Annotated in this window: 12 protein-coding genes; 11 read left to right on the forward strand and 1 reads right to left on the reverse strand. The window is 42.1% G+C overall.

The window, feature by feature from the left end; genetic code table 11:
• The first annotated feature begins 39 nt into the window (after nucleotides 1-39).
• From T546_RS0114055 to T546_RS0114080, 6 genes are all read left to right on the forward strand, one after another.
• Complete coding sequence (locus T546_RS0114055; RefSeq protein WP_026892163.1) at nucleotides 40-3,183, forward strand: alpha-mannosidase; 3,144 nt, start codon at nucleotides 40-42, stop codon at nucleotides 3,181-3,183.
• Nucleotides 3,184-3,297: 114 nt separating this feature from the next.
• Complete coding sequence (locus T546_RS0114060; protein WP_026892164.1) at nucleotides 3,298-6,408, forward strand: alpha-mannosidase; 3,111 nt, start codon at nucleotides 3,298-3,300, stop codon at nucleotides 6,406-6,408.
• A gap of 131 nt (nucleotides 6,409-6,539) precedes the next feature.
• Nucleotides 6,540-7,082 carry an HAD family hydrolase gene (locus tag T546_RS0114065; RefSeq protein ID WP_026892165.1) on the forward strand — a complete coding sequence of 181 codons (543 nt, stop codon included), beginning with the start codon at nucleotides 6,540-6,542 and terminating at the stop codon, nucleotides 7,080-7,082.
• 19 nt (nucleotides 7,083-7,101) lie between these two features.
• Nucleotides 7,102-8,037 (forward strand): ABC transporter permease, encoded by a 936-nt coding sequence (locus T546_RS0114070; RefSeq protein ID WP_051629856.1) that lies wholly within the window; start codon nucleotides 7,102-7,104, stop codon nucleotides 8,035-8,037.
• Complete coding sequence (locus T546_RS0114075) at nucleotides 8,037-8,903, forward strand: carbohydrate ABC transporter permease (protein ID WP_026892167.1); 867 nt, start codon at nucleotides 8,037-8,039, stop codon at nucleotides 8,901-8,903. Before T546_RS0114070 ends, T546_RS0114075 begins: the two co-directional genes overlap by 1 nt.
• A 43-nt stretch (nucleotides 8,904-8,946) precedes the next feature.
• On the forward strand, nucleotides 8,947-10,554 hold the full coding sequence (locus tag T546_RS0114080) for an extracellular solute-binding protein (RefSeq protein ID WP_026892168.1): 1,608 nt from the start codon (nucleotides 8,947-8,949) through the stop codon (nucleotides 10,552-10,554).
• 107 nt (nucleotides 10,555-10,661) lie between these two features.
• Here the strand turns inward: T546_RS0114080 and T546_RS0114085 are convergent, their stop codons facing one another.
• Complete coding sequence (locus tag T546_RS0114085; protein ID WP_026892169.1) at nucleotides 10,662-11,576, reverse strand: AraC family transcriptional regulator; 915 nt, start codon at nucleotides 11,574-11,576, stop codon at nucleotides 10,662-10,664.
• 169 nt (nucleotides 11,577-11,745) lie between these two features.
• On the opposite strand from T546_RS0114085, the gene bglB reads away from it, so the two are divergent.
• The 5 genes from bglB (at nucleotide 11,746) to T546_RS0114115 (ending at nucleotide 21,914) form a co-directional block, all read left to right on the forward strand.
• A complete protein-coding gene (gene bglB, locus T546_RS0114090) occupies nucleotides 11,746-12,828 on the forward strand; it encodes a beta-galactosidase BglB (protein ID WP_034599377.1) in 1,083 nt (360 codons plus the stop codon).
• Between the two features lie 176 nt (nucleotides 12,829-13,004).
• The gene (locus T546_RS0114095) at nucleotides 13,005-13,691 is read left to right on the forward strand and encodes a hypothetical protein (RefSeq protein ID WP_026892171.1); all 687 of its coding nucleotides are present in this window, start codon (nucleotides 13,005-13,007) and stop codon (nucleotides 13,689-13,691) included.
• A 376-nt stretch (nucleotides 13,692-14,067) separates the two neighbouring features.
• Nucleotides 14,068-14,505: a hypothetical protein gene (locus tag T546_RS0114100; protein ID WP_026892172.1), complete on the forward strand. Its 438-nt coding sequence runs from the start codon at nucleotides 14,068-14,070 to the stop codon at nucleotides 14,503-14,505.
• A gap of 954 nt (nucleotides 14,506-15,459) precedes the next feature.
• Entirely contained in the window at nucleotides 15,460-16,515 is a 1,056-nt protein-coding gene (locus T546_RS0114110; RefSeq protein WP_026892174.1) for a hypothetical protein, read from the forward strand.
• Between the two features lie 17 nt (nucleotides 16,516-16,532).
• Nucleotides 16,533-21,914, forward strand: a complete 5,382-nt coding sequence (locus tag T546_RS0114115) for an RHS repeat-associated core domain-containing protein (protein ID WP_026892175.1) — start codon at nucleotides 16,533-16,535, stop codon at nucleotides 21,912-21,914.
• Nucleotides 21,915-21,916 lie beyond the last annotated feature (2 nt).

Raw genomic sequence — 21,916 nt, forward strand, 5'->3', positions numbered from 1 at the left:
CCCGCCTTTTTAAAATTATGAAAAAGGCGGAATGATGTTATGAATCCTATGAGAAACAGATTAAAGGCAGCAGCAGATTCATTAAAAGCATTATGCTATCAGGATGTAAGAAGAGTGGAGCAGATGTTCATGAGTCCCGGGGATTACAGCTTTAAGGAAAGCTTTGACAGCAGTACGCTTCCGTGGACTCCCTTTGGACCGGATGAAACCTGGGGAGGAACCGATAAGCATTACTGGTTTCAGACAACCGTCACCTTACCGGATGAGTGGAGTGGAGCCCAGGTAAGAGGAACTTTAAATACAGGAGCAACAGATATCTGGAATACAGACAATCCTCAGATCCTTGTCTATGTAAATGGCAGATTGTCAGGCACCATGGATATGAACCATCAGGATATCATTCTCTCCGATGATGCAAAGGCCGGGGATACGTATGAGCTGGCATTTTACGCCTATTCAAACAGTACAGGGCTTACCAACTTCTTTCATCTGGAAATTGGGGTGTATTCCGAACCTATGGCTCAATTTTATTATGATTTTACGGTTCCCTTTGAAGCTGCTGACCTTCTGGAGGAGGACGATTTAGAGAGGATCGATACCTTTAAGGCCCTTAATGAGGCCCTGAATCTGGTTGATTTAAAGCGTCCTGGTTCCCAAGCCTTCTTTGATTCCGTGAAGGAAGCCGACTCCTGGCTTTTGGAGCATTATTATAAGGACAGGCCGGAAAATCCCATCACCGTTCACAGCATCGGTCACACCCACATTGATGTAGCCTGGAAATGGCCCTTAAAGCAGACAAGACAAAAAACAGTGAGAAGCTTTCAGACCGTACTAAATCTCATGAAGCGTTATCCGGAATATAAATTCATGTCAAGCCAGCCTCAGCTTTATGAATTTGTGAAGGAAGAAGCACCTGGGGTATTTGAGGAAATTAAGGAAAGAATTAAGGAAGGGCGCTGGGAAACAGAAGGAGCCATGTGGCTGGAGCCGGACTGCAACCTGGCATCAGGAGAATCCCTGGTGCGCCATATTCTTTATGGTCGCAGGTTCTTTGAAAAGGAACTGGGCGGAGCCGTCAATGAAGTGTTATGGCTTCCCGATGTATTCGGATACAGTGCTGCCATTCCTCAGATCATGAAGCAGTCAGGCCTTCCTTATTTCATGACAACAAAGCTTGGCTGGAATGAGTTCAACCAGTTCCCAAACGATGTGTTCCGCTGGAGAGGCATTGACGGTAGTGAGGTACTTACTTACTTAATCTCCACCAGGGACTATGTAAAGAATGGGGAACCGGTGAAGAATTTCAGCACCACCTATAACGGAAGACAGGATGCCAAACAGATCATGGGAACCTGGCAGAGATTCCAGAACAAGGACGTAAGCAAAGAGGTTCTTACCTGTTACGGCTATGGAGATGGAGGCGGCGGTCCTACCGAAGAGATGCTGGAGCAGAGCCGTCGTCTGGAGCGAAGCGTTGCCAGAGCACCTAAAACAAAGCAGACCTTTGTCAAAGACTTCTTTCATATCCTGGAGGAGCGCATGGATCCCAAGCAGCTTCCTGTCTGGGATGGGGAGTTATATTTAGAGCACCACCGGGGAACCTATACCTCCATGGCGAAGAATAAGAAATACAACCGTACCTGCGAGTTCTTAAACGCTGACACCGAGTTTTATTCTGTGCTGAACCTTCTCCTGACAAAAGACGGAGAGTATCCATCAAAGACTTTAGAGGAAAACTGGAAGCTCCTTCTTTTAAACCAGTTCCACGACATTCTTCCTGGTTCTTCCATCAAGGAGGTTTATGAGGATTCTCAGATTCAGTACGAGCAGATCATAAAATCAGGCAATGAGATCATTGAGACCTGTCTGGACCGCCTTCTTTCTGAGGCTGGTCTTAAAGAGACAAAGGATAAGGGAGACGCCTTGTCCGTATGGAACTCCTTAAGCTTTGGAAGAACGGGTATTGTATCCGTAAACCAGCCGGTGAAAGACATTGGCCTGTTATCCCAGGAAGCAGAAAACGGAGAGATTCTTTATCTGGCAGAAGAAGTACCGTCAAAGGGGTATGAAGTGTTTGGAAACGAAACCAGAACGTCATCTTACGACGATTCCCCTGTTATCTCAGACTTTGAAGCAGACAAGGAAGGCCGTCCATTTAAGCTTACTACACCATACTATGAAGTGGAATTTAGCTCCCAGGGAACCATGACCAGGCTTTACGATAAGATAGAGGACAGAAGTCTCTTAAAAGAAGGCGCACAGGGAAATGAGCTTCTTGTGTTCGAAGACCGTCCCCTGGAGTTCGATGCCTGGAACATTGATGCCACCTACCGGGAAAAGGTATGGAATGTAAACGAGGTATTGGAAGCACGGCTTTTGGAGAATGGCCCGGTAAGAGGAACCATTCTGGTGAAGAAGAAATTCATGGATTCCATCATAAAACAAAAAATCAGCTTTTACAAGCATACCAAGAGAATCGACTTTAAGACATGGATTAACTGGACCGAACATCAGCTTCTTTTAAAGGCAGCATTTCCTCTGGATATCCTCTCCAAGGAAGCCAACTATGACATTCAGTTCGGCAACGTAAGCCGTCCTACGCACGAGAATACCACCTGGGATCAGGCAAGATTTGAGGTGTGCGCTCATAAATGGGCTGACATTTCAGAACCAGGATACGGAGCAGCTCTTTTAAATGACTGCAAATACGGTTATGACATCCATGATTCCAATATTCGGCTGACCCTCTTAAAATCAGGTATTTTCCCCAATCCTGATGCAGACCAGGGAGAGCATGAGTTCACCTATTCCCTCTATCCTCACCAGGGTGATTTCCGGACTGGTGGCGTGGTGAGAGAAGCTTACGATTTAAATTGCCCTATGAAGGCAAAGAGCGCGACAGGAAAGGAAAGCCTTTCATACTCCCTTCTTTCTATTGAGGAAGAAAATATATTAGCGGATACGGTAAAATTGGCTGAGGATGGAGATGGTATCGTAATCCGTATGTATGAAACCTATGGAAAGCGGACCAGGGCTCATGTGAAATTCGCTGACATGAACGTAGTAGAAGCAGTTTCCTGTACCTGTCTGGAGGAAGAAACCGAGACCATTCCATGTAAGGAAAACGAGCTTTTAATCACATTTAAGCCATACGAGATTAAGACCATAAAGCTAAAGCGATAAGTATCTCTGCAAAATATGCACAAACTGTACAAAGATTTCACAAAGAATGCATAGCCTGTTTGCCTTTTATCCAATATAATGTACCCATAACTTTGATATCGTGGAGGGAAAACAATGGTATTGGCGGAGGAACGGCAGCAACGAATTAAAATATGGCTGGAGGAAATGAGACATCATATGTTTTATAAGCTTTGTGATGTCCCGGTTTCCGGCTTTATGACCACGGAACGGCTCCCATTGGAGGAAGTATTAACGAAAGAATTTACACCTATGCCCACTGGCACTCCATGGGGCGCAAAGTGGGAATACGGCTGGTTTCAGGCAGAGGTCATTCTCCCAAAAGAAGCAGAAGGAAAGAGAATCCTTCTTCGCCCGGATGTAGGGGGGGAGATGCTTTTATGGGTCAATGGTAAGACTGCCGGCTCCAGGGATTTAAAACACGATGGAATTACATTAACACGCTGCGGGAGAGCGGGAGAACGCTTTCATATTGTGGCGGAAAGCTATGCAGGGCATGGGCCTAGGCTGGAAAACGGCGGACCATGTCCTTTTGGCAGTATTCCAGTGCCGGAGCCGCCTGCTCATCAGGTCAAGGTGGGAGTCTGTGATATTGGCATATGGAATGAGGAGGCGTTTCAGCTCTATATGGATGCATTTACCCTCTCTAAGCTCTATGAAGGACTGGACCCCAAATCCCTTCGTGCCATGAAGATAAGGGAGGGGCTGTTTCGGTTTACTCAGATCGTGGATTTTGAGCTGGAACCGGAAGCTTTTCAGGAGACTCTTTGTAGGGCCAGAGAGGTCTTAAAGCCCCTTTTGGAATGCAGGAATGGTTCCACAGCGCCAGAGTATACCATCTTTGGTCAATCCCATCTGGATCTTGCCTGGCTGTGGCCCTGGGAGGAAACAAAGAGAAAATGTGCAAGAACCATTTCCACACAGCTGGCTCTGTCAGAGGAATACGAAGATTATAAATTCCTTTTATGTGAGCCTCCCATTATGGAGACCATAAAAGAGCTGTACCCGGAACTTTACGGACGCTTACTGAAAAAGATAGAGGAAGGGTCCTTTATCCCGGAAGGCGGTATGTATGTGGAACCAGATACCAACCTGGTTTCAGGGGAAAGCCTTATTCGTCAGTGCCTTTACGGAAGACGGTGGTTTCGGGAAGAGTTGAATCAGGAAACCCTCATGGTGTGGATCCCTGACTGCTTTGGATTCAGCGGACAGCTTCCTCAGATCATGAAAGGCTGCGGCATCAAGTATTTTGCCACTCAGAAAATGGCCAGGGCCTTAAAGGGATGTGATGTATTTCCCTACAATATCTTCTGGTGGGAAGGAATTGACGGCAGCCGGGTACTGACCCATTTCTTTAAAAAGAATAATGCCAGACTGGACCCTCTTGACATGATTACCCGCTGGGAAGAGGACAGGGTCCAGCAGGAAAATATAGATACCTTTCTATTTCCCTTTGGCTTTGGAGACGGCGGCGGCGGCCCCACCAGAGAGATGCTAGAGGTGGCAAGAAGAGTGGAAGATTTAGAAGGGGCCCCCCGCACCCGTATGGAAAGTCCGGTTCAGTTTTTTAAGCGGCTGGAGGAAGCGGGTAATATAAACGAGGTCTATCAGGGAGAGCTCTATCTTCCATGGCACAGAGGAACCTATACCTCTCAGGCAAAGGTCAAAAAGGCAAATCGTAAGGCGGAAATATCCCTGCGGGATGCAGAGCTTTGGAGCTCCTTAAGCTTCCTGGTAAGTGATGGTAAGGACCGGAGAGAAGAACTTGAGATTCTCTGGAAAAAGCTTCTCTTTAACCAATTCCATGATATCTTACCGGGAACCTCTATAACCAGAGTCAATGAAGATGCCAGAAAAGATTTGAACGACGTAATAAAAGGAGCCGGGGAGATATTAAAAGAGTCCCAGGAAGCCCTTGTTCGGGGTATGGAAGAAAGCTTCTCGGTGTTTAACTCCTTATCCTGGGAAAGGGAAGAACTGATTGAATTGCCTTATAAGGAAGGGAAATCATATGAGAGGAACGGGGAAAAACTTACCTCCCAAAGAATGGAAGATAAGGTCCTCATTCCGGTTAAGGTTCCTTCACTTGGATATATTCAGATAGATGCAAAAGAGGATGACGGAGAAGTCATAGAGCCACAATCTCCTTGTAGCGTTTCTAAGAAACAGGATTCTTACATACTTGAAAACAAATACGTGACCGTAGTGGTAAATCCCCGTGGAGAAGTTACAAGCTTCGTAGAAAAGGAAACAGGGATAGAATTCGTACAGGGCTCCTTAAACAAGCTCTGCATGTATCAGGATATAAATATAGACTACGATGCCTGGGAGATGAGCTCCTTTTATAAAGAGCAGCCCATAGAGCTTATAGGTCCTGTGGAAATCAATGTAGTGGAAGGCGGTCCTCTAATGGCAGCTCTGGAGGTGAAGCGGATGCTTCATCATTCCCCCATGACCCAGAGGATTCAGCTTTCCAGTCACAGCAGACGCCTTGATTTTGTTACAGAGGTGGACTGGAGGGAGACTCATAAGCTTTTAAAAGCAGAATTCCCGGTCAATATCCGTACCAGTGAAGCCATACAGGAAATCCAGTTCGGTTACGTGAAACGCCCCACCCATCAGAACCGGAGATACGATGCTGACCGATTCGAGGTATGCAACCACCGGTATACCGCTCTTAGTGAGCCCGGGCGAACTGCTGCTGTACTAAATGACTGCAAATATGGAATCAGTACCAGCGGAAATTCCATGGAGCTTACCCTGTTAAAGGCACCGGTGTGGCCGGATATGTATGCAGATAAAGAAATCCACCAGTTTACCTATTCCTTCTATGCCATTGGGAGGGATTTTACAGAGAGCAGAGTCATACAGGAAGGCATGGAGCTAAACCACAAGCTATCCCTACTTGGCCTTGGAGCAGGAGATAGACAGTTCCTTTCCCTATCGTCAGACAGTATAGTACTGGAAACCATAAAGCTATCAGAGGATGGAGCCGGCCATATGATTATGAGGCTTTATGAATCCCAGGGAAGGCATGAAAACTGCACGGTAACAGCCCATTTAAAGGTCCAGGAGGCCTACGAAACAACGATGGAAGAAGGGCTTTTAGAGGGACAAAGAGTCACTGTAACAGAGGCTTACGGAAAGAGTGAAATGTTCCTGGATTTTGCGCCGTTTGAAATCAAAACCATCAGAGTTTTACTGTAAACGCAAAAAATGCATACTAAACAGGAGAAATAAAAACAAATTACGCATAGCTACAATTTACACAAAATATTATAATTCTTTCAACAGCTTTAAGCGAAAAGCAACAAAATAAATTTTACGGAGTTTACAAAATGCAGAAAAAACTAATCATTTTTACAGACAGCGGAGACACAATTATTGACGAAGGCACAGAAATTCGCAATGAAGAAGATATTGTGACCCATGCGGAGATGATACCTGGTGCGGGTGAAACCCTAAAAGCTCTTTATGATGCCGGATATACCATTGCCATGGTAGCCGACGGTGAAGAGCAGTCCTTTACCAATGTATACGAAGAAAATGGGCTGGGATATTGTTTTCATACCAGAACGATTTCTGAGATCGTTGGAGTCCAAAAGCCATCCGAATTGATGTTTCAGGATGCCATGGAAAAAAATCACTTAACGGAAGAGGATAAGAAACGCATTGTTATGATCGGCAATAATGTCCGCAAGGATGTAGCTGGAGCAAACCGTTTTGGCATCACTTCCATACTGATAGACTGGTCCCCCCGTTATGACATGAACCCGGCCAATGAAGATGAAACGCCGGACTATATCGTACATGAGCCGAAAGAACTTCTGGCCCTCATTGAGAGCCTGGAGGAAACGCTTCAAAAGGACGGGAATGCATAGAAAAGAGGGAAAATGAGCGATGAAAAATGTAAAAGTTAAGGAAAGAGCGAAAAAAATACCGTTTAAAGTATACATTCGCAACACCTGGCAGCTGTATTTGATGCTTTTGGTTCCAGTCATCTACATGTTGATGTTCCGCTACAGACCTATGATGGGCGGCGTCATTGCGTTTAAGAAATTTAATGTATTTGCCGGTATCTGGGATAGCCCATGGGTCGGTTTTGCAAACTTTAAAGAAGCATTTGGTTCCAGTGATTTCTGGAATGCTCTTGCAAACACTTTGATTTTAAATGCGGGAGATTTAATTCTTGGCTTCCCGGTCCCTGTACTTATTGCTGTTTTCTTATTTGAAATCCGTAATTTAAGAATCAGAAAAGCAACTCAGACAATTTTATATCTTCCTAACTTCTTGTCCTGGGTTATCATATCAGGTATCGTCACACAGCTATTTTCTACCAGCGGACTTGTCAATGACTTAATTCGCGGTGTTGGATTAAAAGAAGTTAACTTCTTAAGCAGTGCTTTTGTCTGGAGGTTTGTATATTGGTTCTCAGGAATCTGGCAGTCTGCCGGTTACTCCCTGATTATTTATCTGGCAGCGTTATCTGCTACCGATCCATCTCTTGGAGAAGCAGCTTATATCGATGGTGCCACCAGACTTCAGAGAATCGCTCATGTAACCATTCCACAGATCAGACCAACCATTTCCATCATGCTGATCATGCAGCTTGGTAAGATCGTATCCATCGATTTCGACCGTCCTTATATGATGGGAAATACACTGGTAAAGAGTGCATCTGACGTTATCAGTACTTATGTATACGGTGTAGGTCTTCAGGCAGGCCGGTTTGATTTTGCTACTGCAGTAGGTCTCTTCCAGTCTGTGGTCGGAATTATTTTGATTCTGTCCGTGAATAAGATATCTAAGAAAATGGGAGAGGAGGGAATCATGTAATGGGTGAATTAAAGAGCAAAGAAGAAAGGCGGTTTCAGCTTTTCTGGAATACCTTTTTTATCGTAATCAGTATTGTGGCGTTGATTCCCCTCATTCGGGTATTTTCAATGTCCTTAAGCTCCAAGGATGCCATTTTAGCCGGTAAGGTATTCCTTTATCCGGTTCAGCTTACCACCGAGGCGTATGTAAGATCCTTCCAAAGCGGAAGTTTCGTTTCTTCCTTCGTATTTTCCGTATTTTTAATGCTGGGCTCTACCATCGTATGCGTAATCATGACAGTACTGGCTGCGTATCCCCTTTCTAAGAAGAACTTAAAGGGCGGAGCTTTTATTATGACCTTATTTGTACTTACCATGTATTTAGACCCAGGTATTATTCCCAAATACTTAAACGTAAAGGACTTTAAATTAATCGATACCTTCTGGGCATTGATTATCCCCGAAGCCTTAAGTGCCTACAATATGATCATCATGTGTACTGCATTCCGGGGACTTGACTCTTCTCTTTATGAGGCGGCAAAGATTGATGGCTGTAACGAAGTTCAGACCTTATTCAAGGTCGCACTTCCGCTGGTATATCCAACCCTTGCAACCCTCGCCCTGTTCTATGCAGTAGGCAGATGGAACCGTTTAAGTGATGTTCTCTATTATGTTAACTCTTCCAAGCTTTATACCGTACAGATGGTGTTAAAACAGCTGATTGAATCTGTAAAGCTATCCAATGATGAAGGCATTCAGACTCAGCTTATAGCAGATAATATTAAAGCGGCAAGTATTGTCATATCCATGTCACCAATGGTAATTGCCTATCCATTTATCCAGAAATATTTTACAAAGGGCATTATGCTTGGTGCAGTAAAAGGCTAATTATTTATTTAAATAATTATGAAAGAGAAAGGGAGGTTTTTCTATGAGAAAAGCAAATTTAGTAAGATGCTGTCTGGCAGTTCTTACCGCGGCAGCTTTGGTAACTGGCTGTGGTTCCAGCAAAGGCGGAGACGCTACCACAGCAGCAGGAAGCTCTGCAGCAGCTGGGGGTGAAACAACAGCAGCTGACAAAGGCAAGGAAGAGACCATCAAAGTTATGGTTTGGGACAGAGGTGATGCTGCTCCTGGAACAACAGTTGAGAATAACACTCAGACAGAATGGATTAAAAAGCAGATGAAGGAGAAGTACAACATCAACGTAGAATACGTTTCCGTACCAAGATCTTCTTCTGATGATAAGTTAAATATTATGATGTCCGGTGGAAGTGCACCTGATATCGTATTTACCTACAACCAGAGTATTTTCTCCAACTTTGCAAATAATGGCGGTCTAGCTGATTTAACACAGGCTTACGAAACATTTGGCGGTGACATTAAAAAGTACGTTTCTGATGCACAGAACATGGGACGTGTGGAAGATAAGCAGTTTGCTATTATGAAGCAGAGAGGTGTAGAGGCTCCAAAACATACCGCTTATATTCGTCAGGACTGGCTGGATAAGTTAGGTATGCAGATGCCTAAGACAAAAGAAGAATTATTCAAATACTTAGAGGCTGTAAAGGAAAAGAATCCTGGCGGCGTAAGCAATGTAACTCCTTGGGCAATGAGCGGACGTAATGATACAGAGAAGGGATATTTAAACTTTTTAGGCTCTTACGTAAACTTAAAAGATGATAAAGACGCTTATGTCTACAGCGAAGCCTACATGACCGTTGCACCAGGAGCCATTGACGGTATCAAAAAGTTAAATGAGCTTTACAACAAGGGACTTATCACAAAAGACTTTGCTACAGATACCAATGAGGATATTTACAAAGCTCAGGTAATTGCAGGCAATGTAGGTTTCTTCCTTGATGATACAGAGAGCCCATGGAACTACATCACCGTTTTATATCAAAGTGCGGGCCAAAGAACCTTTGTTCCAGTACAGTGCTTTGAGCTTTCAGATGGTTCCTACCGTACACCTTTTGAGCAAAGATATGGTATGTTCGTAATGGTTCCAAAGACCAGCGAGAAAAAGGCTGAAGCATGTATGAAATATTTAAACTGGATGGCAGATCCGGCTGTTGCTGAGAATATCGTTTACACAGCCGAGCATCAGAGAGACGAAAATGGGGTTCCGATCAAATTATCTGAGGCAGATTTAAAGAGCAAGGGATATCCAGGAACTTGTGATGACTTAAACATTGTTAACCTTTCCATGGACTGGACCAAGAGCAAAGATGCGATTGTATCCAAGTGGATCAAAGATCAGTCTGTAAAATGGGAAAGCGATGACTGGTTCTCAAACTTCTATGATGTACGTGCAGAAGGCAAATTCCGTTACCCAGTATACTCTAACATTTCTCAGGCTGAGACAGACTATGGTAAAAATGTAGAGGATCTGATGCTTGCTTATGTTTATAAGCTGATCAGCTGCTCTCCAGACCAGTTTGACAGTTTACAGCAGACAGAATATAACAACCTTGTAAATGCAGGACTTCAGAAGATTCTTGACGCAAGAGCAGAATACTTTGACAGCATAAAGTAATTCCTTTTACGGGGACAGCAGGCCATAAGAAGCTCGTTACAGCTCTTTCCCATCCACATAAGGATGGCGCCGGGAAGCTGTAACGGGCTTTTTCTGCCCTCGCCTCATCAAATCGGCGAATAAGGACTGGTGGAATTACTGGCTTTCCGGAATTCTGAGGGGGATTGGCCGCAGTATTTCTGGAAAATCCGGTTGAACTGGGAGAAGCTTGTAAATCCGCATTCTTCTGCAAGCTCTGAAATCTTCTTTTTCGTATTTTGAAGAAGGTATTGCACATTTTTGATCCGGGTCATCTGAATGTACTGGGTCAGGGTGTATCCAGTCACATCTTTGAACTGATGGGACAGATAGTAGGGACTGATAAAAAACTCCTTGGCTAAGGCATCTAACGTAAGTTCCTCAGAGTAATGGTTATGTATGTAGTTAGCGATGGAGTAGACCTTTCTGGAAGCCTCATCCTTTAGCGGTTCATTGGTATAGGTGTTATAAGGCGCAAGCTGCCTTAAGGTATATAAAAAATCCACAAACATCCCATGAACCATAAGAGGCCTTAAATCCGGATCTTCATCGTGAAACGAGTAATGGTAAATCCGGTTCAGCTTTTCATTGATCAGCTGCTGTTGCTTGGATGGGAACCGGTAAATGGGAAGGGGGGCGTAAAATGGCTCAAAAAGCTTTTGATACGTTTCCGGCCTGTCCCAGAGTGAAGGGGGATATAAAAAGCTCATGATCAGCCGCTTGCCAGGAGCCCCTTTGGGGTACTCGGAGCGGTGCAGTACAGAAGGCCGTAAGAGAACCAGGTCGCCGGAGCGAATGGAATAAGGAATTCCTTCCACCAGATGGCTGGCCTGCGGACTGATTAGAACCATGATTTCATAAAAGGAATGGAAATGCTGAAATGGCATGTTGATGTCAAAAGAGCGCTCGTCATAATCAAAATAGTAGTAAAGCGAATGCTGAATGTCATTAATCGTAAGATTGTGCTGCTTTTTATAGTGCAATGTGTCATCGGAATTAGTCATAATGAGCCACCTGTATTCTTTCTTTAGAATCGTCATGTTTCGGATATCTATTATAGCAGAATGAACAAAATATGCAATTGATTAAGTAAAAAAATAGTAAAATATTGTAGAGATTGCAAATGGTGCCTGAAAAGAATACTGAGGCACAAAGAAAGGAAGTGGCATAGGAATGGATAATTTGAAGGAAAAGATTAACTTATTGGTATCCAGTTTTGAAAAGATTTTATATGATGAAGATGATATTTTTTTAAAAAATATGGAAACGAAAAATCTGGCTGGAGACAATGCCGAACGCTACCGCTACTGGGAGTGGACGCAGGGAGTAGGACTCTTTGGCTTATGGAAAATATATGAGGAAACCGGCGAAGAAGAGTACTTAAACAAGCTTGAAAAGTATTACGAAAGACAGATGGAAATCGGTCTTCCTGCAAGAAATGTAAACACCACAACACCTCTTCTTGCACTGACTTACGTAGCAGAAAAAAACGGTAACGAAACCTACAAGCAGATCTGCCGTGACTGGGCCGCCTGGCTGGTAGACGGTCTTCCAAGAACAAAAGAGGGAGGCTTTCAGCATCTGACCTCCGACACCATAAACGAGCAGGAGCTTTGGGACGATACCTTATTTATGTCCGTCTTATTCCTGGCACGTATGGGAAAACTGGAGGGGAATCAGGCCTGGATCGATGAAGCCCAGTATCAGTTCCTGCTCCACATCAAATATCTTGCAGACAGAAAGACTGGTCTGTGGTATCATGGCTGGACATTTAACGGAAACCACAACTTTGCAGAAGCCTTTTGGGGAAGAGGCAACAGCTGGGCAACCATGGCAATTCCAGAGCTGTTCGAAATCATTGACTGTGATGAATCGGTAAAGAGATTTTTAACAGAAGCACTGGATAAGCAGATTGAAAGCCTTAAGAAGTATCAGAATGAAAATGGTATGTGGCATACCGTGATTAATGATAGTACTTCTTATGTGGAAGCCAGCGCCACCTGCGGATTTGCCTATGGTATTTTAAAGGCAGTTCATTTAGGTCTTGTTGATCCGTCGTATGAAGAGTGTGCCAGAAAGGCTCTGGCACCGATTCTGGACTACATTGACGCAGAAGGCGTACTCCATCAGGTTTCCTACGGAACTCCTATGGGAAGAGAATCTGTACAGTTCTACAAAGATATCGAACTCCGCCCTATGCCATACGGACAGGCAATGGCAATGCTTTATCTTCTGGAGGCATCAAAGAATAAATAAATCCTTGGGACGGGGCGCGAGCTTCCGTCCTTTTGTGATTGTGGGGATTGGAAAAGGGTTTTTTAGTTGACTTATAAGAAGGCTTATAAGAAGGTTTATAAGAAGACAAATAAGTAGACTTCTAGGAAGGGTTCTGAAAAGATTAGTAGTAAGAATATTGGAAAGAAGGATTCGACATGATAGAAGTTAATATAGAAGTGATAAAAAAATATATACCCGTTGTTATGATGGATTTGAAAGAGCCATTTGAAGTCGATGCCATGGCGTATACCGTATTTCAGGAGACAAAGCGAAGCAGCTCTTTTCCTAAACGTATGGTGGAAATTGAACCAGCAAAGACTGATTTTGCCATTGAATATGCCATCTGGTACGATTATGACATCCAGCACTTGTATGACCTCGAACATGTATGGGTATTCGTAGGCCATGATGGAGTTGTACAGAAGGTGGAGGCCAGCTTTCATGGAAAATATTTGAATATGGTTGATTTGGAGACGGGAGAGGCGAATTTGTGGGAGGAGACACACCCTGTGGTGTATTCTCAACCTGGAAAACATGCCTTGGTTCCGGATAAAAGGGTGATTCCTATGATACCTGACTGGAAGGAAAGCTGCATGGAAAAGGCAGGTCTTGATGGAGTTCTGGTTCAGGATATGTTTGAGATGGAGATTCATACGGATGAGGAACTTCAGAGCATGACGGAGAGGTATATTAAGGAAGTGTATGGGTTTGTACCTTCTATGGAATTTCAGACGTTTCTGCTGGAGGAGGATAAGTTGATGACCTGGGAAGAGCTTAAGGAATCCATACCAGGAAGAGTGAATCGGCAGATTGGTGTGATTCGTGGGTATTTTAATAGGTAAAATATGTGTAAACAAAACCTATTTACCAGGGAATGTTTATATGAGGGCGTTGATTTTTATAAATCAACGCCTTTATTATGTTTATTTCTCATAAAGTAATTTTTTATAGAACTCATATGTAATATCATCTCCATTTCTCTTTCTTAGCAAGCTTTCAACAATAAATTTTGTAGAAAATCACATGTTTTTTAGTGGCATTGACAATATGATTTGAGGGCACTATAATTTAGGTGTCGACAAAGAACGTGTGTTCGAAATGATATTAACTAAAGTTACTCAAAAGTATGTACGTAACAATATTAAACATTACCCAGCAAGTTAAAAGTTTGGTTAGGTAACAAATAATAAAATCAAAAATGAAAGAGGAGTAGATGATATGTCAAGTACAAATAAAACATCATTAGGATTAAATATGTGGGAAGCTTCAGATAAGCCGGTAAGGCAAGATTTTGTTAATGATAATATTATTATCGATGAAGAGGTTTCTAAGCTAAATAGCAGACTAAATGAAAAAGCAAATGCCGAAGATTTAGCAAATAAGCAAGATAAAGATGTACTTATACTGCCAAACGGAACGAATGTCTTTGAGTATGCAGACAATTTTAAGCTTGGTTATAATGGGATGATCCGTATTATGAACGGTCCCATATACCCAGAAGGTTATACGTCTAATAACGATTTTTGGTTTAGCATAATCCGGCTAAATGATCCTAACGTTAAGTACTGGAGAATTATTGCATACGATATAAGAGCGAATCGAACATTTTCAGCCGCATGCATTAATGGAAGTATTGTTTCATGGAAAGAACTATAGATTATTCATTTAAAAAGTGATAGATCCAATTAGGCCGAATGGCGTGGGTGCCAACATACCATCTAGCATATATTCAGCTTTGAGTTAGCACAATTTACGGTTTATACAAATTAAAGAACTATATAGATATTGTATTTGTCTTAACGTCGGGAGCGTGAGATATAGTATTTGCTGTATTAGTCCTGTAATAACAAGAGTCTATATCTAGCTTGGTAAAATCGTCTGTGCTCTGTCCTATGGATATAAGGGAATAGTCACTTTGTTAGGTATGCTATTTAAATTGCTGCTTATTTAAATATAGAAGACTGTCCTATTATTACAATAAGACAGTCTTAAATATCCATTAATGAAGTTAGAGATGGTAACAGTATCATAGATTACTATTTTTTCCTAAGAAGAAAAAATACAATTATTAAAGGTAATCCTATAATGAAAAAAACTGGTGTAAAATCGTTGTACTTTCCAGCGACGAAATGAGATGTGGGACCATCTGATTCTGCAATTATTGAAGTTCGTACATACCATTTCTTTATAAAAAATAGTAAGAGTCCTAATGCTGCTATCATTATTATTAATCCACTTATTAGTTTTTTCATTTTAACATATCCTTTCAAGTTTACTTTCTTTATTGTAACACATAAAAACTTGAGATAGTAGTTAATTAAATTAAATTAAATTAAGGCTATTTATAGCTTTTGTCTAAGATTAATAGAAATGCTAACAACACTTATCAACCCACAATTGCAGAAAGATAAGAGTTGGTGGATGAAAGATGCAAACTCCCCCCCTTGGAATCACTAAATCTAAGAGAAAAAATTTGTAGTTCTAAAAAGCAAAATAATAGAACACGGTAAAAGGCAGATGTGAAGTATGAGAAAAGAAGCTACAAATACAACTCATTATAAAAAATGAACTGAGATAATAAATAAAAAAGAAAGGAGAATCCTACTAATTATGAACAGACCTGAATGTTTACATATCCCCCTCCTCTACGAAGGAGAACAAGCAGAAATCACTTGGGGAGCAATGGAACAAGATAAAAGTTATACGGTAGAAAGAGCATTTAATGAAACTTTTTCACAGGCTCTATCTGGATACACTTGGGATAATTACGACAGTACTGAAGAACCTTGGAGCAGGCATGATCAAGCTGCTCTAAACTGGAATGAAATCAAGACCAGAACCGGCATAGGACAGCAATGGGAACGCTTGGAATATGATCAATTAAGCTGGTCACAGCTTGAGCAACAAGCATACACATGGAAGCAGTTAGAGAGCAGGGAAATCAGTTTTGAAATATATAAAGGCTTAGGTGTTGAACGTCCTGACATTGAGCAGGGCTGTACCTGGTTGGAGTTGGATGAGCTTAATAATTCCTGGAGCAGCTTGGAAAAGTCAGAGCACTCATGGGAGAAGTTTGAGAAAGTAACACTTCCTGGCATCTCATGGAATAGTATCGACTCCAGATGGCTGACATTCAACGAATGGGAAGAAAAAGACCTGACATTTGATGAACTGGATACACAGAATCAGGTAAAAGAGCACCAGAGAATGACAGATTTTATTCCAATAGGTGCGTCTAACGCAATGTACCGGATCAAAGCATATGATTCTAATGGGTATGAGTCTGAGTATTTGGAGACAGCACAATTGTCTGTTATTCCAGTATTTTACCGTAATAGCACCATGGAATACCCGGTAAAGGCAGGTAAACGTTACACCGTGCTTATGAAAGCTCAAGAGGTCATCGGTCTGGATAAAATCCGTATGAACTTACGGTATAACCCATACCTTCTGGAATTAGTCAGCTTTTCAACCGGGGGTACAAAAAGTATAAAAGAACCTGGAAATTATCCAGAAGAACATATAAAAATATACTCCAATATTTCAGGAAACCTAAGGTTTCAATCAACCAGACAGTTAAATGAAAATGAGTGCTTTAGTGGTTCCATTGCAATAGTAGAATTTATCGCAAAGGGAACAGGAAGCGCATTAATATCATTATATTAAGACTAGGAAAGGATTAAATGGACGATAAAAAGATTTTAGAGGATCACATTGAGATAAATGAATGGGAAGAGCCAAATACAAATACGGATGAGAACGTATCAGGCGAAGAAAAGATGGAAGAAAAAAGCCTGAAAACACAGTTGAGCCAGGCGGTGCTGTCTTCGGATGAGGATAGTTTTTCAAATATCAAACAGTACCCGGAATCCCCATTTACCTACTTTGAATCAAATCAGGTAAATGTTCAGTTAAACACCGGCAATCTCCAATATGAGACAACAGATTTTGTCTTGCCAGGTAGGGACGGCTTTGATGTAACCATTGCCAGGCGCTATGATTCTGGCTGTGCAAATTTAGTTGATATGGCTCCATATGTTATAAATTCAATGTTATTAACAGGTTCAATCGATAACTTTTTTTATACTTCGACATATGGACTTGGACACGGATGGTCCTTTGTTCTGCCTTCCATTGAGACTGTGCAGAATCTTAGGTGGGCTTGGGTGCCATATTTAGTAGGAACTCGCAGTTATAATTATATTCTACATCTTGAAGACGGAAGAAATTTAGAAATAAGCCGATACTCAGACAGGTTTGAGAATTACAACTTAAAAGATGTGAGTATCGTTACCAGATCAGGTACAATACGACATCCCTATGCAACGGATATCACAAAACGTTATAATATTATTATTGAATACAAGAATGGAAATAAAGACTATTTTCAAAGTTCTGGTGGAGACGATGGAGATCGGGATACATCGAATGCTATTGATTTCTCACTGGTTGCACGTCAGGATAAATTTGGTAATACCATTTTCTATGATCTAAGAAAATACGGTGGTATGAAAATAGTAGACACCTGGGGGCGTACAATTAATCTGGAGAAAAACGATTCCGGTCTTATCTGGAAATTACCAGAAAGTAAAGCTGGAAAAGCATGTGAAATTTCCTATGATATTGAGAGGCGCAACGCTTATAAACTCAACGCAGTCACAGACCCTGTAGGCCGTATGACCCAGTATAACTACTATAATTTAGATGAACACAAAGGTTCCATGAAATGTGCTTCCCCGGCTGTAGCAGGAAACAACACCAAAACTCAAACGAGAAGCTATATGCTGCTAAAGAACGTTACATATCCCAATTATGCTTCCACACAGTTTTCATATGATAGAGACATTAGCATTGAAAATGATGTTGGTGGACAAATTACCCATTTTGCATTAACAATGAAAAGGGATATTGTTGACGGGATTGAATATAACCGGGGAGAATATAAGTACACGCTTGATTCTGGATCTGCCAACAGTGGCGAGTATATTGAATATGCAGAAGTAAAAACTCATCAGGATATTATAGAAACCCATCAATTTGATAGCGAGGGTCTGTTATTAAAAAAGGAAGTGCGGCATCAAAATTCCCTTATTTCAAAAAGCACTTATAAATATAGTAATAAACTAGTAGTATCAGCAGTTGACCAGGTATATGACAGGAACAATGAATCAAAATTTCTGGAAAAGAAAACCTCATGGAAATATTCCGCAGATCAAAAAGCAAATATTATCCAGCTCATTGAAGAATACCCCGATGACCCTTCCTGTAACCAGGAAACAAATACGATCTATGGAGACTACAGCATCATTCTTGAAACGGGAAGAAAAAATGGCTCTGACCAGATCAAGGAAACAAATGAACTCCATGCAGAATTGGGAAATCGAGTAATAAAGTATCATCGTATATATGAAAATGGAGTCTTAAAAGAAAAAACGGGATATGATTATAAAGATGCCCAAAGTCCCTATTGTGTGACTAACGAAAGAAGGTATTTCCTGAAAGACAGTGGGAATCTGGAGCAGTCAGGTGATTATGCTGAAACAATTTATAAATACAGTAATTCTTCCAGTGCTGACAGCAGATACACACATAACTTTATATCGAAAGAACAAACAGGTATCATAGATGCAGACGGCAGACTCTGTGATTCAATAAAGGAAGAATTTCAATATGACAATTGGGGACGTCTCATTTCCAAAAAAGATTCCAGGAATCAGGTAAACACCATCCGATATGACGGGCTTGGAAGAGTGGAAGCAAAAACGCTACCTCCAGTTGATTGTCAGCAGGCAGTAAATGAAACTTATTATAATGACCGCTTAAACTATATCACGGAAACAGATGCGAACCACAATAAGAGACGAATTCAATACACACCGCTAGGCCAGATTCAACAGGTCTGTCTGGCCGTATCCAATGAACCGGCCTCCGGGGATGTCGTGCTGCAGGATTTCCGATATAATTCATGGGGAGAGCTGACAGAAGTAGTTACATATAATGGGAGCGGCACAGCAGCAGACCAAGTAAGAAAGACCGAGCGTTATACCTACGATTCATTTGGCCGGGTTCTATCCCGAACAATTCCACAAGTCGGCTATGAGGAACGGTATGAATACAATGAGGTATATACCGATTCATCAGATGGCAGAAAGTACTATCGTGAACTGAAAAAAATCATAGGAGACGCCTCCGCTCCGGATATGGTGACGGAATGTTACAAAGACCAGAAAAGTCGGGTCCGGAAGGAAATTTTAGCCGGAGAGAGAATATTTACCTATGAATATGACAATGCAGGAAACAATATCCGGAAAATAGATGCCGGGAACAAAGCGGAGCGTTGGGAGTACGATTATACCGGCCGGTCAGTAAAATCCATACGGACTGACTCCGGCCAAGAGCGAATTACTAGCATTCAATATGATGCGTTAGGCAATAAACGGTTCCAATGGGATGAAGCTGGAAAGAAAACCGAATTTCAATACGATAAGGCAGGACGTTTGGTTCAAATCACCACGCCGTTTGACCACCGTAGCAATATCGTGAAATATTACTATGATGGAGCCGGGAATGTAATTTGGGAAAAGAAAGCTCAAAAAGATGGCTGGCAGGAGAATCAGTACGTTTATGATGCCAGGAACCGTTTAACCGATACCTACCAATTCCTTAGTCCGGACTACTGGATCAGGACCACCTGCCGATATGATGCAATGAATCAAGTCATTTTAAGGAGAACCGGAGATACCCCATCGGGTGAAGGGCGAGAGGTGACGAAATACGCCTATGACCGCTTTGGAAATGTCACAGCAATGACGGATTCCCGCGGCTATACGGAATACCATGAGTATGACAAAGCTGGAAGGCTGCAGAAAAAAATAGACAGAAATAAGGACCAGACCATTTATCAACATGATGCTCTGGAACACCTGATAAAGGAAACTGTGCAAAAGAAAACTCCTGATGGAATGGAAGTCAGCGAGCGGGAGTTTGCCTATAGTAAGAATGGAAAGCGGATTAGAGAAGTCAGTCGGGAGTCCGGGGGAGGAAAACAAACCGTCCTCCTGGAGACAAAGTATTACTACAATAATAAAGGCCAGCTCACCCGCCAGGAAGATCCGGGAAATGCAGGAAAAGATTATACTTATGACATATATGGAAACCGCCAGTCCTTTCAGCTGATTTGTAAAGGAAAAACAAGCCCGGATGTCAGTCTGTATTACATATATGATGACTTATCCCGTTTAAAGCAGGTAAGAAAAAACAGCTCTGCCGGGCTGATATTGGCAGAGTACGAATACGATGAAAAAGGCAACCGTAAAGCCCTCCGCTACCCCCAGTCCGGAATGGAAACCATCTATAAGTATAATGATGGAAACAGAATAATATCATTGGAGAATAAACGTCAGGGAACTGTGATTTCTTCATGGGAATACACCTATGATGTGGCAGGGAACATCCTAAGCAAGATTAACCAAACTGGTTCTACCCCAACCACCATTTCATATAAATACGATCCGTTAGGCCGTCTGACAGAAGAGGATTATTCCGGCTGGAAGCGAACGCTTTATACCTATGACGCTTATTCCAACCGTATGAAAGTAATGGTGGAAGGAAGAACAAAGGATGAGCTGGTCAGTGTCACCAGTTATGAGTATGGTTTGAACAATCGACTGGAAAAGGAGATAAAAAAACAAGGGAAAATAACCGAAACTTATCAGTACCGTTATGATGATAATGGGAATGAAACCTTCCGGATATGGGAGAAAACAGCGCCAACACCGAATTATCCGGGAAATGTCAAGTTATCAGGGACCTATCAAAGAGAGACTCCCACAGTTTATGAGTGGAGACATTATGATGGATTTAACCAACTAAGCCGAATAAATCAGGATGAGAAAGAAATTACCTACCAGTACCGGGGAGATGGTCTGCGCCACAGTGCTGAGGTTAGGAAACTTAATGAGAGCCAGAGCAAAACGAATTTGTATTGCTGGGATGGAACTAATATTGTAGCAGAACAGATTGGCGATCAAAAGATTAAGGCCTATTTAAGAGGAATCAATCTGATTGCCTGTGAAAAAGATAATGTGGTATACTATTATATATTTAATGAACATGGGGATGTAACCCATCTCTGGAATCAAAGCGGAGTATGTAAAGCTTCGTATGAGTATGATGCGTTTGGAGTTGAGAGAAATCCAGATAAAGAGGATGAGAATCAGTTCCGGTATTGTGGGGAGTATTTAGACTTAGATACAAATACCTACTATTTGCGGGCAAGAAGTTATAGCCCAGATTCAGGCCGTTTTCTTACTGAGGACAGCGTAGAAAAAACAATCCGGAAAATGCCTAACAAACTGGAAATTATAGATCCTCTAAGTTTGAATAAGTATACTTATTGTCACAATAATCCTGTTTTATATACAGATCCAACCGGTCATGTTCCATTATTGGTTCTCGCTGCTGCAGTTGGATTAGTAGCCGGAGGATTTTCAAATGGAGTAATGTCAGCTCTGAAAGGTGAATTTTCAATAAATGCAGTTCTTAAAGGCGCTGCAGTAGGCTCGACAGTTGGTTTAGCTGGTGGTGGGGCACTTGCATATGGAGTTACTGGCAGTGCACTGGCATCAACTGGTACGGTTGCGTCAGGACTTGGGGGTGGTGTAGCAGTGAGTCCTGCTGGTGCTACAGGTTTCACGCAGGCCAGGCAGTTACTACAGGCGCAACAGATGAAAATTGCTAATGGGGCAGGTAAGGCTGGTGCAGAACTCGGAACATCATTTGGAAAAATGGGCACTCTTGTAGAAAACCCTTCCATAAAAGTAAACTGGGGAGCTTTTGCGGAGCATGGTATGGAAAGAATGGCTCAGAGAGGTGTTAATCAAGAAATGGTTAATTCTTGGGTTGTTAATGGTAAGGTACTAAAACAAGGAGCGAATAAATATCTTTTTATAACGAAAGAGGGTGCCGCTGTAGTAACGCAAGAAGGTAAACTGGTAACAACTTACTCATCAAGATTCTTTGATGAAAATATGGCTAACATTGTTAAACAGATTTACGGAAAGTAAAT

Source organism: [Clostridium] aerotolerans DSM 5434 (assembly GCF_000687555.1).
GTDB classification, from domain to species: Bacteria; Bacillota; Clostridia; order Lachnospirales; family Lachnospiraceae; genus Lacrimispora; species Lacrimispora aerotolerans.